Consider the following 14,403-nt stretch of genomic DNA (forward strand, 5'->3'; position numbering starts at 1 on the left):
GTAAAGTCTCCAAGGATAGCAAACCGGTCAAGCCAATGCGTCGCTGTGCACCCCACGCACCGCCCTACCCGAGGGGTCGGCGGCATGCGCGAAGGCGGGATCCCAGGCAAGTGCGGCCGGCGATGAGCAGGCGATGGATTTGCCACCAGGCACGGTGGCCGCACATGCTTCGCCGGGAAAATGCTGCTCGAAGATGCGCCGGTAGAAGTAAGCCTCCTTGGTCGCCGGCGTGTTCAGCGGGAAACGTGCCGCCGCCGCGGCAAACTCGCGGTCGCTGACCTGCTGCTCGGCGTGCGCCTTGAGTCCGTCGATCCAGCCATAGCCCACGCCGTCGCTGAACTGCTCTTTCTGCCGCCACAGAATGGCATCGGGCAAGGCGCCGTCAAACGCCTCGCGCAGCACGGACTTCTCGATCCGGCCCTGCCCGGCCATCTTGTGGCTGGCATCCATGCCCATCGCCACATCGATGAATTCCAGGTCCAGGAATGGCACGCGCGCCTCCACGCCCCACGCCATCATCGCCTTGTTGGCCCGCAGGCAGTCATAGCTGTGCAGCGCGTCGAGCTTGCGCACGGTTTCGGCGTGGAAGGCTTCGGCCGAGGGCGCCTTGTGGAAATATAGGTAGCCGCCGAACAGCTCGTCCGAGCCTTCGCCGGAAAGCACCATCTTCACCCCCATCGCCTTGATCCGACGCGCCAGCAGGTACATCGGCGTGGCCGCGCGAATGGTGGTGACGTCGTAAGTCTCGATGTGGCGGATCACCTCCGGCAACGCATCCAGCCCTTCCCAGAAGGTGTAGACGAAGCCGTGATGCACGGTGCCCAGCGCCTCGGCGGCAACCTGGGCCGCAGCCAGGTCGGGCGAACCTTCCAGACCGATGGCGAACGAATGCAGGCGTGGCCACCACGCCTCGCTGCGATCGTTGTCCTCGACCCGTTCCCGCGCGAACCGCGCGGCGCAGGCGGCGACCAGGGAGGAGTCCAGGCCACCGGACAGCAGCACGCCGTACGGCACGTCGGTCATCAACTGCCGATGCACCGCCTGCTCGAAGGCCTCGCGCAAGACCGGTGCCGCCACGGCACGCCCACGCGTCGCCGCGTACTCACGCCATGGCTTGGCGTAATAGCTCTGCAGCTTGCCGGTGGCGCTGTCGTAGGTGTGGCCTGGCGGGAACAGCGTGACGTCCGCGCACCAACCCACCAACGCCTTCATCTCCGAAGCCACGCACAGGCGTCCCTGCTCGTCGTGCCCCCAGTACAGCGGACATACGCCGATCGGGTCGCGCGCGATCAGGTAGCGCCCGGCCTCACCGTCCCACAGCGCGAACGCGAAGATGCCGCTGAGCTGCGGCACGAAGCCGCTGCCGTGTTCGCGGTACAGCGCGTTGATCACCTCGCAGTCCGACCCGGTGGTGAAGTCGTAGTCCAGTTCCGACGCCAGCTCGCGATGGTTGTAGATCTCGCCGTTCACGGCGAGCGCCAGCGCGCCGTCACGTGAACGCAGCGGCTGTGCGCCGCTGGCGGGATCGACGATGGCGAGCCGCTCATGCACCAGGATCACGCCGGCGTCGACGAACACGCCACTCCAGTCGGGTCCCCGGTGGCGCTGGCGCTGCGACAGCTCCAGTGCCTGCCGGCGCAGTGCGGCCAGATCGTCTCCCGGCTGCAGGTCGAACATTCCGAAAATCGAACACATGGTTTTGGGCCTTTCGTTTGTGAAATCGTCCATGATCGCGGTGCAAAGCAGGCATCCATGCCCGCACACCAAAACGAAGAAGGCCCGCACTTGGCGGGCCTTCTTCGCGTATTGTTTCGTGGAGACTTGAAGCTACGCGCGGGCCCGCCAACGGTTGGCGTTATTGTTCGCACGATTATTGTTGTTGCCGGCCGACACGAAGCCGCACGCGGAAAGCGCGCTGAGGCTCATCGATTGGGTGGCAATGGAATACATGGCCCCACTTGAGCAGATTGCCGGGGCGATGGCAAGTGATTTCGAGCTATAAGCGCGCTCGGGTGGCTGCGCGCAAATCCTCAGGGTGCCTTGATCCAGTCGATTGCCTTGTCCAGATCAGCGGACTCGAACAAGCCGAACTCGGCCGGAATGGCAAAGCTGAAAGCCGTCGCAGTACCACGCAGCCACGGCACGTCGGTGACCAGCGCCACGCGATCCCAGCCGCTGAAATGACGCGCGCCCATCTTGGCGTCATTCCACATCGCACCCGGGTCGAAACCGGTGAAATCATCGGCAGTGACATACAACAGCCGCAACTTGCGATTGAGTGCGAACGCCGCCTCCACGTCCGGCACCACGATCCGTTCGTAGTCTTCGGCGGTGACCTGGCCGTGGGCACGGAAGCCGAGCGTACCGGCGGGCAATCCTTCGATCTGGGCAATCACGGGCGTTCTCCATGCGTGGCGTTGCCCGCAGTTTGGAGCAAGTGACGTGAAGAGCGTGCAGGCGATATCAGGCCGGCTCGATGTGCCGCAGCAGCAGGCGCGGGCTTTCGCGCCCCTGCCAGTCGTTGACGGTCAGCTCGTAAGCCGCCCGCAGCCGCGGCGGAGGCGGCTGGCCGTGGTAGGCGTTGAACATCACCGCGTCATGCAAGCTGCCATCGCGCGCATCGCGCAACTGCAAGCGCAAGTGGCAGCTGCCCATGACCTTCCAGCTGGCGCACTCGAAGCAGTTGTCGAACAACGGCTCGGGGAATGCCTGGCCCCACGGCCCGGCATGGCGCAGCTGGCGAGCCAGATCCAGCGAGGCGGCGCCGGGCGGCAGTTCGCCATCGGTGTACAGCAGTGCCTGCAGTTGCTCGGGCGCGATCCGTTCCATCGCCATGGCGTCGAATGCGGCGGCGAAGCGTGGATAGTCCGCCTTGCTCAGGCTGAGCCCCGCCGCCATCGCATGGCCGCCGAAGCGCTCGATCAGCCCCGGCTGGCGCGCATCGATCGCCGCCAGCGCGTCGCGAATGTGAAACCCCGCAATCGAGCGCGCCGAACCGCGCAAATGGTCGGGATCATCCTCGCTGGCGGGCGCGAAGGCGATCACCGGGCGATGCAGGCGTTCCTTGAGTTTGGAGGCGACCAGGCCGATCACGCCTGCGTGCCACGAGGGTTCGTACAACGCGACACCCACGGCCTCGACATGACCAAGCCCGGCGACCATCACTTCGGCTTCGGCCACCATCGAGGCCTGCAGCTCGCGTCGTTCGCGGTTGATCGCATCGAGCCGTTCGGCATGGCCGCGCGCCCGTGCCACGTCATCGGTGAGCAGGCATTCTACGCCCAGGCGCATGTCCTCCAGCCTGCCCGCCGCATTCAGGCGCGGCCCCACGGCAAAGCCCAGGTCGCTGGAACACAGCGTGGCCAGGCTGCGCTTGCCCGCCTCCACCAGTGCCGTGATGCCGGCGCAGGCCCGGCCGCTGCGGATGCGCTGCAGCCCCGCCTCGACCAGCACGCGGTTGTTGAAATCCAGTGGCACCAGATCGGCCACCGTGCCCAGCGCGACCAGATCGAGCAGGCAGGACAAATCAGGCTCGGCTTGGGCAAAGGCGCCCTGCTCGCGCATCTTCGCGCGCAGCGCCAGCAGCAGGTAGAACATCACGCCGACGCCGGCCAGCATCTTGCTCGGGAAGGGGTCGCCGGCCAGGTTCGGATTGACCATCGCATCGCAGTCCGGCAACTGTTCGCCCGGCAGGTGGTGGTCCGTGACGATGACCCGGATGCCACGCGCCTTCGCAGCCGCCACGCCGGCAAGGCTGGCCACCCCGTTGTCGACCGTGATGATCAACTGCGGTGCCGGCTGCAGTGATGCCACCAGTGCCGGACTCAGGCCGTAGCCATGAACGAAGCGATTGGGTATCGCATAATTCACCCGTTGTGCGCCGAGCAGGCGCAGGCCGCGCACGGCTACTGCGGTGCCGGTGGCGCCATCGCAGTCATAGTCACCCGCAATCACGATACTCCAGTCGTTGCGGATGGCTTCGAGCAGCAAGGTCGCAGCCTCGTCGATGCCGCCCAGTGCCGACGGGGAAAGCATCCGCGCCAACCGGTGTTCCGCATCCGCCGGCGTCAGCACGCCACGAGCGGCGTAGACCTGGCGCAATACCGGATGCACCGAGTCAGGCCAGCCACTGGGCACTGCGCCGGCTTCGCGACGCCGCAGCTGCAATGCGCTCAACGACCTGCCCCACGCCAGAAACGCCAGCGATGCCACGGCCGGTAAAACCAGCGCTCACCGCTGCCGAAGTGCAGTCGCAACGGATGGCGCTCGAACAGTGGCTGCAGCGAAGGCCACCAGGCCGAGGCAATCTCCGTGGCTGGCAGGTCCTGCAAATCGACCAGCCAACCCCGGCCGGAGCTGGAGACCGTTTCGGCCGTACGTGGCAGATGCACGACATGGGCGCGGGCAGCCAGCGCACACAGCAGCAAGTCATCGCTGATGACGCCATCCAGCTTGCCACGTATCGCCTTGGGCAAGCAGCCGCCACCCCACAACCACAGGCTGTTTACGGGCGCGAGCCCGCGCCCGCGCCGCTGGGCATTCACCGGGTGCTGATGCAGCAGGACCTGGATATCGTTGAGCAGAATGCGCCACTGGCGGCCTTCCGCGCCCGGCGGCAGGTGCTGCGACAAATCTTCGCCCATGGCTTGTTCCGGGGCATCGAACCTGGGTAGCGCCAGGGCTTGCGGCAACTGCACGTGCCAGTGGTCCGGCGTGGACACCAGCAACTGCATGCCGGCCTCGGCGAAGACCGGCTGCAACGGTCCGGCCAGTGCCTGTGCCTCGGCCATGTCCAGTTGCAGCTGGCCACATGCGAGCAGGCGCGCGCCGGTCATGTCCGGCTGCACCCAGGCCGGGTCGGCCGACAGCCAGCAGGTGTCGGCGGCGTCGCCGACCAGAAACTCGCGGGTGATCGCCGCGGCTGGCATCTGCGCATCGACGCCCGTGAAGAATTCGCCCAGCCCTTCCAGGAAGCCGGATGCTCCATCGCCCAGGCGATCGGCGCGGCGCAAGCGTTCAAGCAGTGGGTGGCCTGGGTCGAACGCCTGTCGTGCCGGCAGCCACAAATGCAGCGTCTTTTCCTGGCGTGCCGTCATGACGCGGCCTGTGCTTCCAGTTGTTCGACCAGTTCCAGCCATTCGGTTTCCAGCGCCTCCTTCTCCTGCCGCACTTCGGCCTGCCGCTGACCCAGGCGCATCATTTCGCTGGTCGGCCCGTTGTAGGTCGCGGGATCGGCCAGTTTCGCCTCGAGCTCGGCCAGCTCGGCATCGATGGCGGCGGTACGCGCCTCGATCCGCTTGACGCGCTGGCGCGAGGTCTTTTCCTGCTCGCGCCGGGCAGCGGCATCGCGCCGACGCTCCTCGGGCGGAATCTCCCTTACTACCGTCACGGGTGCCGCGGCCTGTGCCTTGGCCGCCTTCTTGTTGGCGCTGCCGCGGCTCTTGAGCCAGCGTGCATAGTCGTCCAGGTCGCCATCGAAGCTCTCCACCACGCTGTCGGCGATCCGCCAGAAACTGTCGCAGACCAAGCCCAGCAGGTGGCGATCATGCGAAACCAGCACCAGCGCACCGTCAAAGTCGGCGAGCGCATCGGCCAGAGCCTCGCGCATGTCGAGGTCGAGATGGTTGGTGGGCTCGTCGAGCAGCAGCAGGTTGGGCTTGTCCCACGCGATCAGCGCCAGTGCCAGGCGGGCGCGCTCACCGCCGGAGAAACCGTCGACTGACTCGAATGCACGGTCGCCGGCGAAATTCCAGGTGCCCAGGAAATCACGCATCGCCTGGTTCGTCGCGCCCGGCGCCCGTTCCATCAGATGATCGAGCGCGCTTGCACCTTCGCGCAGGCTCTCGACCGTGTGCTGGGCGAAATAGCCGATTTTCAGATCCTTGTGCACCTTGCGCTCGCCACTGAACGGCTCGAGCTCCCCAACCAGGGTTTTGACCAGAGTGGATTTGCCGGCGCCGTTCGGGCCGAGCAACCCGATCCGCTCGCCCGCTTCAATGGAGAAGCGCACGTCCGCAAGGACGACGTTGGCGATCTCCTCGTCGGCACCGCGCGTGGATGGGTCGGCCAGGTAACCGGCCGTGACATCTTCGAGCTGCACCATCGAATCGGGTACGCGCTCGGGTTTGGCGAAGTGGAAGCTGAAGGGGCGCTCGGCGCGCACCGCCTCGGTGCCGGCCAGCTTTTCCAGCCGCTTCATCCGCGATTGCGCCTGCTTGGCCTTGGTCGCCTTGGCCTTGAAGCGGTCGATGAACGATTGCAGATGGGCGCGCTCGGCCTGCTCGCGTTCGTGCGAAATCTGCTGCTGGCGCAACTGCTCGGCGCGCAGGCGTTCGAACGCGCTGTAGTTGCCGGTGTACAGCCTGGCCTTGCCGTCGTCGAGATGCAAAGTGTGGGTGATCACGCCATCGAGGAACTCGCGGTCGTGCGAGATGATCAGCAAGGTGCCCTGGTAGCGGCGCAACCACTCTTCCAGCCACAGCACGGCATCGAGGTCGAGATGGTTGGTCGGCTCGTCCAGCAGCAGCAGGTCGGAGGGGCACATCAGGGCGCGAGCCAGGTTCAGACGACCACGCCAGCCGCCGGAGAACTCCTGCACCGCACGCTCATGCGTCTCCGGCGCGAAGCCCAGGCCGTGCATCAGACGGCCGGCGCGGGCACGGCCGTCATACCCGTTCAGCTCCTCGATGCGCTGATGCGCCTTCGCCATCGCCTCCATGTCACCGCGATCGCCAGCGTCGGCCTCATCGTTGAGGGCGGCCGCCAGTTCCTCGTCGCCGGCAAGCACGTAGTCGATCGCCGCGTCGGGCAAGGCCGGCGTCTCCTGGGCGACCGAGGCCAGTCGCAACTTGCCGGACATCTCCAGCTCGCCAGCATCACCGTCCAGTTTCCCCTGCAGCGCGGCAAACAGGCTGGACTTGCCGCAGCCATTGCGCCCCGTAACGCCCAGCCGCCAGCCACTCTGGATGACGAGATCGATGTCGGAAAGCAGCAGGCGGCTGCCTCGGCGCAACGCAAAATGTCGAAAGGAAATCATGAAAAACCATATCCGAACCGGGCAGACCCGCACCCGCAGCCGCCCATGATAACGGTGATGAGGTTATTCTCGATCCATCGATGGTGGTGGCGTGCTCTGGCGTCGAATGCCGAACCCATCGCAATCGAGGCAGTCCGACATGGCGTAACATGGCCGGGTCTGGTAAAACGACGCCGCATACAGCCGTGTATGGAGAGGGGAACCATGGTCAAGTTCACACACACTTTGCCGATCGTCGCCATGATGATCGCTGCCGGGTTTGCAGCATCACCGGCGGCCAACGCTGCCCAGTCCACGCATGGCGACAGCCTGCTGATTCATCGGGTGCAGCAGGAAAAGACGATGAACCTGCCGCGCCGCGGGTTGACCATGAGCCAGGTCGAGAAGAGCTGGGGCGCGCCCCAGCGCAAACTGGCGCCGCGCGGTGGCGACAGCGCGAAGCATCCGGTGATCAATCGCTGGGACTATGCCAATTTCATCGTGTACTTCGAGCATAACCACGTGATCCACACGGTATTGAACACGCCAGCGGGCAACAATACCGACCCCTCCGCCGTCCATTGATTTCGACGACAGGCTGACGCGGCCCGTGGCGACGCGGGCCGCGTTTTCGTGTGCCGAGGGTTTGACCATTACACTTGGCAGCCCGTCCCCGCGTGAGAAGCTGCACCATGTCCGATCAATCGCTGCGGCTGCCCGCAGAATGGGAACCGCAGGCCGCGGTGCTGATCGCGTGGCCGCATGCCGATACCGATTGGGCCGAGCGCCTGGCATCGGTGGAAACCACCTACGTGGCCCTGGCTGCCGCGGTGACGCGCTTCCAGCACCTGGTTGTGGTGGTGCCGGACACCGCCTTGCAGCGCCATGTCACCGGGTTGCTTGAACAAGCACACGTCGCGCCCGGGCGCGTGCGATTCGTCACCCTGCCCTATGACGACACTTGGTTGCGCGATTCGGGCCCGGTCACGCTGAAGGCCGCGGACGGAACGTTCCAGCTCACCGACTTCCGCTTCACCGGCTGGGGCGGCAAGTTCGGCGCCGAGCAGGATGACGCGCTGGTGGCAGGCTTGGCCGCAGCGGGCGTCTTCGGCCGGGCCCGCCACAAGCGCATCGACTGGGCGCTGGAAGGTGGCGGCATTGAAAGCGATGGTGCCGGGACCATCCTCACCACCTGGCGCTGTCTGGCGCAACGCCATCCCGACCAGTCGCGCGAGGAAATGAACGCGATCCTGCGCGACAGTCTGCATGCCACGCGCATCCTGTGGCTGGACCACGGCTACCTCGAAGGCGACGATACCGACGCGCACATCGACACGCTGGCGCGGTTTGCCCCGGGCAACGGCATCGTGTTCCAGGCCTGCGATGACCCGGCTGACCCGCATCACGACGAGCTGCAGCGCATGGCCGCAGAACTCGCCGCGCTGCGCACCTCCGATGGCCAGCCCTACCGACTGCACCCGCTGCCCTGGCCCAGGCCCATCCTCGATGAAGGTCGGCGGCTCGCCGCGTCTTACGCCAACTACCTGATCGTCAACGGCGCCGCGCTGGTGCCTGCCTACGGCGACCCGGCCGATGCCGAGGCTGCCAGCATCATCGGCGTGGCCCATCCCGGACGCGAGATCGTGCAGGTGCCCTGCCGCCCGCTGATCTGGCAGAACGGCAGCCTGCACTGCATCACCATGCAGCTCCCAGTCGGAATCGGCTGAACCGCATCGGCTAAACTGTACGGTCTGGCAATCGCCGAGGACTCACGCCGATGACCCGCAAGACGCTCAAGGTCGCGCTGCTGCAGGAAACTGATCGCGGCAGCCGCGATGCCAACCTGGACGCCATCGAGGCCGGCCTGCGCGAAGCCGCCGAGGCCGGGGCCGAACTGGTGCTGCTGCAGGAACTGCACAACGGCCCGTACTTCTGCCAGCACGAGTCGGTGGATGTGTTCGACCAGGCCGAGAGCATCCCCGGCTCCGGTACCGACCGGATCGGCAAACTGGCCGAGGAGTTGCGCCTGGTCGTTGTCGCGTCACTGTTCGAACGTCGCGCGGCCGGGCTGTACCACAACACCGCGGTGGTCTTCGATCGCTCGGCGGCGATCGCGGGGACGTATCGAAAGATGCATATCCCCGACGACCCGGCCTTCTACGAGAAGTTCTACTTCACCCCCGGCGACCTGGGCTTCGAACCCATCGATACCTCGGTGGGACGACTTGGCGTGCTGGTGTGCTGGGATCAGTGGTACCCGGAAGCGGCTCGGCTGATGGCCCTGGCTGGCGCCGAGCTGCTGTTCTACCCGACCGCCATCGGCTGGGATCCAAACGACGACCAGGCCGAGAAGGATCGTCAGCGCGACGCCTGGATCACCGTGCAGCGCGGCCATGCCGTAGCCAACGGGCTGCCCCTGCTCTCGTGCAACCGCACCGGGTTCGAGGCCGATCCGTCGGGCGTGGGTGCCGGCATCGAGTTCTGGGGCTCGAGTTTCGTCACCGGGCCGCAGGGCGAGTTCCTGGCCAGCGCCGGTACCGATGGCCGTGAATTGCTGCTGGCCGAGGTCGATCTGGGCCGCAGCGAGCACGTGCGGCGAATCTGGCCGTTCCTGCGCGACCGGCGCATCGACGCCTACGCGGATCTGCTCAAGCGATTCCGTGACTGAGGCAGTCGCTTGTTCCCGACCGTTCTCGCCCCCATTCATGAATTCCACCCGTTGACCGGCGCGCCGACCGCATGAGTGTTCCCGAAACCGAAGTGACCCCGCTGCCAGCCCTGGCCGGTCAGCCGATCGAGCGCGTCCAGCGCGACGGGGTCGACTACGTGGTTCTGGGTACCGCCCACGTCTCCCGCACCAGCATGGAGGCGGTCGAGGCCCTGCTCGCCCACGAGCATTTCGATGCCGTTGCGGTGGAGCTGTGCGAGAGCCGCGCCCAGGGCATGCGTGATCCCGAAGCGTTCAAGCAGATGGACCTGTTCCAGGTGATCCGCCAGGGCAAGGCCGGCATGGTCGCCGCCAGCCTGGTGCTGTCGACGTTCCAGAAACGCCTGGCCGATCAGTCCGGCATCCAGCCCGGCGCCGAGATGAAGGCCGCGATGGACGGCGCCGACGAGCGCGGGCTGCCCGTGTGGCTGATCGATCGTGAAGTAGGCACCACGCTCAAACGAGCCTGGCGCAGCGTGGGCTTCTGGCAGCGCTTCGGTCTGCTCGGCGGGCTGCTGGCCAGCATGTTCGATCGGGAGGACATCGCCCAGGAGGAAGTCGAAAAGCTCAAACAGAGTGATCTGCTGGAAAGCGCCTTCAGCGAGTTCGCCAGCGGCTCGAAGCCGCTCTACGAGAGCCTCATCGGCGAGCGCGACGCCTTCATGACGGCGCGCCTGCGCGAGGAAGCCTCGCGCAGCGCGAGCAGCGAACCGCGGCGTGTGCTGGTGGTGATCGGCGCGGGTCATCTCAAGGGTTTGTGCACGCTGCTGCGTGAGCAGCAGGACGATCCCGCACTGAAGGTTGCCGAACTGGCGCAGACGCCGCCGAAGGCACGCTGGCCGAAATGGCTGGCCGTGGGTCTGGTGCTGCTGGTCTTTGCGGCCATCGCCTGGGCGTTCCATCGCAATCCCGCTCTCGGCGCCCACGCGCTGATGTCCTGGGTGCTGCTCACCGGCGGGTTCGCCGCGCTGGGTGCGCTGGCTGCAGGCGGCCATCCACTGAGCATCGCCGCCGCCTTCATCGCCGCACCGATCAAGCCCTTTCGCCCCGGCATCCCGGCCGGCGGCATCAGCGCGATGGCCGAAGCCTGGGTACGTCGTCCACGCGTGGCTGACTTCGACCGCCTGCGCGACGACATCGTGCACTGGACCGGCTGGTGGAAGAATCGCGTCGCGCGAACCCTGCTCAACTTCATCCTGGTCAGCGTGGGTACGCTCATCGGCGAATACAGCGCAGGCATCCACATCGTGAAGAGCCTGATCTGAATCGCGTGCTAGCATTCGCGCCGCCGGCGACAGCCGTCGCGCGCAACGAGTCCATGCCTGGGTGGCGAAACTGGTATACGCAAGGGACTTAAAATCCCTCGGCCGCAAGGCCATGCGGGTTCGACCCCCGCCCCAGGCACCAGCAAGTGCTCACTTGCCACCACACCAGAGGCATTTGCCAGATCGGAGTGGTGCTTGCCCCATCCCGTCCCGGCAGCTTTCCGTGGTGCACTCAAGCCCAACAAAAAACCCGCCAGTGGCGGGTTTCTGTTGGCTGACTTGCAGCCGCTTGTGCAATGGAGGCCAAGGTCGGAATCGAACCGGCGTACGCGGATTTGCAGTCCGCTGCATGACCACTCTGCCACCTGGCCATTGCTTGGTGATGAGCGACCCGAATGATCGCAGGTTGCCTCTAAAAAGCAAAACCTCGGCGACCCGAGGCTCTGTTCCAGCTTGCAGCTTGAAACCACTTGTCGCTTGAAACCTGGAGCGGGAAACGAGACTCGAACTCGCGACCCCGACCTTGGCAAGGTCGTGCTCTACCAACTGAGCTATTCCCGCATCGGAGCCGTGAATGATAGCAGAACGTCCCTGTGTGTGAATAGTCGTCGTCCGGATTTTTGCGCCCGCGAGTGGCGCATCGAAACCCGACCGGGGCACCAACAAAAAGGCCCCGGACAAACCGGGGCCTTTCGGCATTCTGGAGCGGGAAACGAGACTCGAACTCGCGACCCCGACCTTGGCAAGGTCGTGCTCTACCAACTGAGCTATTCCCGCATCGGAGCCGCGCATTCTAATACGTGAATCGGGATCGTCAAGTCGTTGCAACAACCACTGCATCCGGATCCTGCGGCAATTCAGGGCTGAGCACCAGCCTCGGGTTTCAGTGGCGCGTCCCCGCGCAGCATGGGCCAGGCCGCGCGCAGGTAATACAGGCCCGACCAGATGGTCAGAATGCCCGCTATCACCAGCAGGCCCTCGCCGATGTGATAGAGCCGCAGCGCAGTTGCTTCCTTCTCGTGCTGCACGATCAACACCACCAGGGCCACCATCTGCATCACGGTCTTCAGTTTGCCGATCATCGCCACCTTGACGGTCGCGCTCATCCCGATTTCAGCCATCCATTCACGCAGGGCCGAGACGCTGATCTCGCGGCCGACGATGATCGCCGCAGTCACGGCCATCAGGATGCCTGACCAGCCGGTATTGGGATGGGACTGCACCAGCAGGAACAGTGTCACTGCCACCATCAGCTTGTCGGCAACCGGGTCGAGAAACGCGCCGAATGCCGAAGTCAGGTTCATGCGCCGGGCAAGGAAGCCATCGAGCCAGTCGGTGAACGCCGCGAGGATGAACACGATGGCGGCGGCAATGTTGTGACCGCGAAATGGCAGGTAGAAAACCACCACCATCACGGGCAACAGAGCAACGCGAAAAAGAGTCAGCCAGGTGGGCAAATTGATACGCATGATGGGTCCCGATTATTTGTTGCAGTTTCGCACGTCGTCGTGTCGCTGCCACGCCAGTCCTTCGGTTGACGTTCAGCCATGCAGGCTTGCATAGATCCGTTCGGCAAGCTCGCGGTCGATACCCTTCACCTGCATCAGTTCCTCCACGCCGGCCGCTTCCACCCCCTGCATGCCGCCGAACGCCTTGAGCAGGGCCGAGCGACGGCGCGCGCCAATCCCGGGCACATCCTCCAGCACGCTGCGCTCGCGGGCCTTCTCGCGGCGCTTGCGATGACCACTGATGGCGAAGCGATGCGCCTCATCCCGTACCGCCGCGACCAGATGCAGGGCGGGCGAGGATGAACCGGGGTGCAGCTCGCGCCCCGTGCTTCCCGCTTCCAGTCGCGCCAGCACCAAGGTTTCTTCCCCGGCCCGCCGTCCGGGTCCCTTGGCCACCCCGACCACCTCGATGCCCTCGACCGCCAACTCAGCCAATACATCCATGGCTTGCGCCACCTGGCCTGCGCCACCATCGATCAGCAGGACATCCGGACGTGCGCCCTCGCCTTCTGCGAGTTTGCGGAAGCGCCGGGTCAGCGCCTGGTGCATCGCCGCGTAGTCGTCACCCGGCGTGATCCCGGTGATGTTGAAGCGGCGGTAGTGGGATTTCTCCGGTCCCTCCGGCCCGAACACGACGCACGAGGCGACCGTCAGTTCGCCCATCGTGTGGCTGATGTCGAAGCACTCGATGCGTCGGGGCAGCTGCGCCAGCCCCAACACCTTCTGCAGATCATCGAAACGCGTGCCAAGAGTCTGCCGGCTGGCCAGGCGCGCGGTGAGCGAGGCCTGCGCGTTGCGCTCGGCCATCTGCAGGAACTGCGCGCGGTCTCCACGCACGCTGGATTTCAATTCCACCGCGTGCCCGGCGTGCTGGCCGAGCAACTCGGCGAGGATCTGCTGGTCGGCCAGTTCCTCACCCAGGATCAGTTCACGCGGCACCGGCCGGTCCAGGTAGTACTGCGCGATGAACTGCGCCAGCACGTCGGCCGAACTGGCGTCCAACGGCAGCCGCGGGAAGAAATCGCGCGTACCCAGGCTGATCCCGTTGCGGAAGAACAGCACGCTGACGCAAGCCATGCCGGCCTCGATGCAGCAGGCGATCACGTCCATGTCGGCGCTGGCGCCCTGCACGTGGTGCTGGGCCTGCAACTGGCGCAGGGTGGCGACCTGGTCGCGCAGCTTCGCCGCGCGCTCGAACTGCAACGCCTTGCTGGCCTGTTCCATCGCGTCGGCCAACTCGTCGATCACGGCGTTGGCTCTTCCTTCCAGGAACATCTCGGCGTGGCGCACGTCTTCACGATAGTCCTCGACGCTGATCAGTCCCACGCATGGCGCACTGCAGCGGCCGATCTGGTATTGCAGGCACGGGCGCGTGCGATTGCGGAAGTAGCTGTCCTCACACTGGCGCACCTTGAACAGCTTCTGCATCAGGTTGAGGCTTTCGCGCACGGCGTGCGTGCTCGGATACGGTCCGAAGTAGCGACCCGGCAGATTGCGGGCACCGCGATGAAACGCCAGTCGCGGATAGTCCTCGCCACTGGAGAGGTAGATGTAGGGATAACTCTTGTCGTCGCGCAGCAGGATGTTGTAACGCGGCTTGAGCGACTTGATCAGCTGCGATTCCAGCAGCAGCGCCTCGCCTTCGGTGCGGGTCACCGTGATCTCGACCCGGGCAATCTGCGCCACCATGGCCGCGATGCGTGGCTCCATCCGCGGCTTCAGGAAGTAGCTGCCGACGCGTTTCTTGAGGTTGCCGGCCTTGCCGACATAAAGCAGCTCGCCCGCCGCGTCGAAATGACGATAGACGCCCGGCGAAGAAGTCAGTGTGCGGACGAAGGCTTTGCCGTCAAAAGGGAGCGATTGCGCGGACTGCATGGAGGCATTCTAACGGGTAAGGGCAACGACCTT

At 65.5% G+C, this 14,403-nt stretch carries 11 protein-coding genes and 4 tRNA genes; 5 read left to right on the top strand and 10 right to left on the bottom strand.

Translation table 11 applies throughout. The annotated features are described in order from the left end of the window. Positions 1-27: 27 nt before the first annotated feature. From asnB to abc-f, 5 genes are all read right to left on the bottom strand, one after another. On the bottom strand, positions 28-1,695 hold the full coding sequence (gene asnB / locus AC0L58_RS08150) for an asparagine synthase B (RefSeq protein ID WP_473688428.1): 1,668 nt from the start codon (positions 1,693-1,695) through the stop codon (positions 28-30). A 335-nt stretch (positions 1,696-2,030) separates the two neighbouring features. Then, entirely contained in the window at positions 2,031-2,396 is a 366-nt protein-coding gene (locus AC0L58_RS08155; protein ID WP_473688429.1) for a SpoIIAA family protein, read from the bottom strand. A 67-nt stretch (positions 2,397-2,463) separates the two neighbouring features. After that, positions 2,464-4,176 (bottom strand): single-stranded-DNA-specific exonuclease RecJ, encoded by a 1,713-nt coding sequence (gene recJ / locus AC0L58_RS08160; RefSeq protein WP_473688430.1) that lies wholly within the window; start codon positions 4,174-4,176, stop codon positions 2,464-2,466. Further along, on the bottom strand, positions 4,173-5,096 hold the full coding sequence (locus AC0L58_RS08165; RefSeq protein ID WP_473688431.1) for a phosphoglycerate mutase: 924 nt from the start codon (positions 5,094-5,096) through the stop codon (positions 4,173-4,175). Before AC0L58_RS08165 ends, recJ begins: the two co-directional genes overlap by 4 nt. Beyond that, entirely contained in the window at positions 5,093-7,036 is a 1,944-nt protein-coding gene (gene abc-f, locus AC0L58_RS08170; protein WP_473688432.1) for a ribosomal protection-like ABC-F family protein, read from the bottom strand. Before abc-f ends, AC0L58_RS08165 begins: the two co-directional genes overlap by 4 nt. A 204-nt stretch (positions 7,037-7,240) precedes the next feature. Here abc-f and AC0L58_RS08175 point away from each other — a divergent pair, with 204 nt between their 5' ends. The 5 genes from AC0L58_RS08175 (at position 7,241) to AC0L58_RS08195 (ending at position 11,129) form a co-directional block, all read left to right on the top strand. Beyond that, positions 7,241-7,600, top strand: coding sequence for a hypothetical protein (locus AC0L58_RS08175; RefSeq protein ID WP_473688433.1), 360 nt, complete (start codon positions 7,241-7,243; stop codon positions 7,598-7,600). 107 nt (positions 7,601-7,707) lie between these two features. Then, the gene (locus AC0L58_RS08180) at positions 7,708-8,742 is read left to right on the top strand and encodes an agmatine deiminase family protein (protein WP_473688434.1); all 1,035 of its coding nucleotides are present in this window, start codon (positions 7,708-7,710) and stop codon (positions 8,740-8,742) included. A gap of 50 nt (positions 8,743-8,792) precedes the next feature. Next, complete coding sequence (locus AC0L58_RS08185) at positions 8,793-9,683, top strand: carbon-nitrogen hydrolase (RefSeq protein WP_473688435.1); 891 nt, start codon at positions 8,793-8,795, stop codon at positions 9,681-9,683. A gap of 71 nt (positions 9,684-9,754) precedes the next feature. Then, the gene (locus AC0L58_RS08190; protein WP_473688436.1) at positions 9,755-10,987 is read left to right on the top strand and encodes a TraB/GumN family protein; all 1,233 of its coding nucleotides are present in this window, start codon (positions 9,755-9,757) and stop codon (positions 10,985-10,987) included. Positions 10,988-11,042: 55 nt separating this feature from the next. Then, positions 11,043-11,129 (top strand) — tRNA-Leu (locus AC0L58_RS08195). Between the two features lie 155 nt (positions 11,130-11,284). Here AC0L58_RS08195 and AC0L58_RS08200 read toward each other — a convergent pair. From AC0L58_RS08200 to uvrC, 5 genes are all read right to left on the bottom strand, one after another. Further along, a tRNA-Cys gene (locus tag AC0L58_RS08200) sits at positions 11,285-11,358 on the bottom strand. Positions 11,359-11,472: 114 nt separating this feature from the next. Continuing rightward, positions 11,473-11,548: transfer RNA gene (locus tag AC0L58_RS08205), tRNA-Gly, on the bottom strand. A 140-nt stretch (positions 11,549-11,688) separates the two neighbouring features. After that, positions 11,689-11,764, bottom strand: a tRNA-Gly gene (locus tag AC0L58_RS08210). An 80-nt stretch (positions 11,765-11,844) separates the two neighbouring features. Then, positions 11,845-12,456 carry a CDP-diacylglycerol--glycerol-3-phosphate 3-phosphatidyltransferase gene (gene pgsA, locus AC0L58_RS08215; protein ID WP_473688437.1) on the bottom strand — a complete coding sequence of 204 codons (612 nt, stop codon included), beginning with the start codon at positions 12,454-12,456 and terminating at the stop codon, positions 11,845-11,847. A gap of 72 nt (positions 12,457-12,528) precedes the next feature. Next, positions 12,529-14,370, bottom strand: coding sequence for an excinuclease ABC subunit UvrC (gene uvrC, locus AC0L58_RS08220; protein ID WP_473688438.1), 1,842 nt, complete (start codon positions 14,368-14,370; stop codon positions 12,529-12,531). Between the last annotated feature and the right edge of the window lie 33 nt (positions 14,371-14,403).

This window comes from Rhodanobacter sp. G2-10 (assembly GCF_055809185.1).

Excerpts from the sequence above, each read along its gene's own strand:
- uvrC (WP_473688438.1), bottom strand. The coding sequence starts at position 14,370 with ATGCAGTCCGCGCAATCGCTCCCTTTTGACGGCAAAGCCTTCGTCCGC.
- pgsA (WP_473688437.1), bottom strand. The coding sequence starts at position 12,456 with ATGCGTATCAATTTGCCCACCTGGCTGACTCTTTTTCGCGTTGCTCTG.
- abc-f (WP_473688432.1), bottom strand. The coding sequence starts at position 7,036 with ATGATTTCCTTTCGACATTTTGCGTTGCGCCGAGGCAGCCGCCTGCTG.
- asnB (WP_473688428.1), bottom strand. The coding sequence starts at position 1,695 with ATGTGTTCGATTTTCGGAATGTTCGACCTGCAGCCGGGAGACGATCTG.
- AC0L58_RS08185 (WP_473688435.1), top strand. The coding sequence starts at position 8,793 with ATGACCCGCAAGACGCTCAAGGTCGCGCTGCTGCAGGAAACTGATCGC.
- AC0L58_RS08180 (WP_473688434.1), top strand. The coding sequence starts at position 7,708 with ATGTCCGATCAATCGCTGCGGCTGCCCGCAGAATGGGAACCGCAGGCC.
- AC0L58_RS08190 (WP_473688436.1), top strand. The coding sequence starts at position 9,755 with ATGAGTGTTCCCGAAACCGAAGTGACCCCGCTGCCAGCCCTGGCCGGT.
- AC0L58_RS08165 (WP_473688431.1), bottom strand. The coding sequence starts at position 5,096 with ATGACGGCACGCCAGGAAAAGACGCTGCATTTGTGGCTGCCGGCACGA.
- AC0L58_RS08175 (WP_473688433.1), top strand. The coding sequence starts at position 7,241 with ATGGTCAAGTTCACACACACTTTGCCGATCGTCGCCATGATGATCGCT.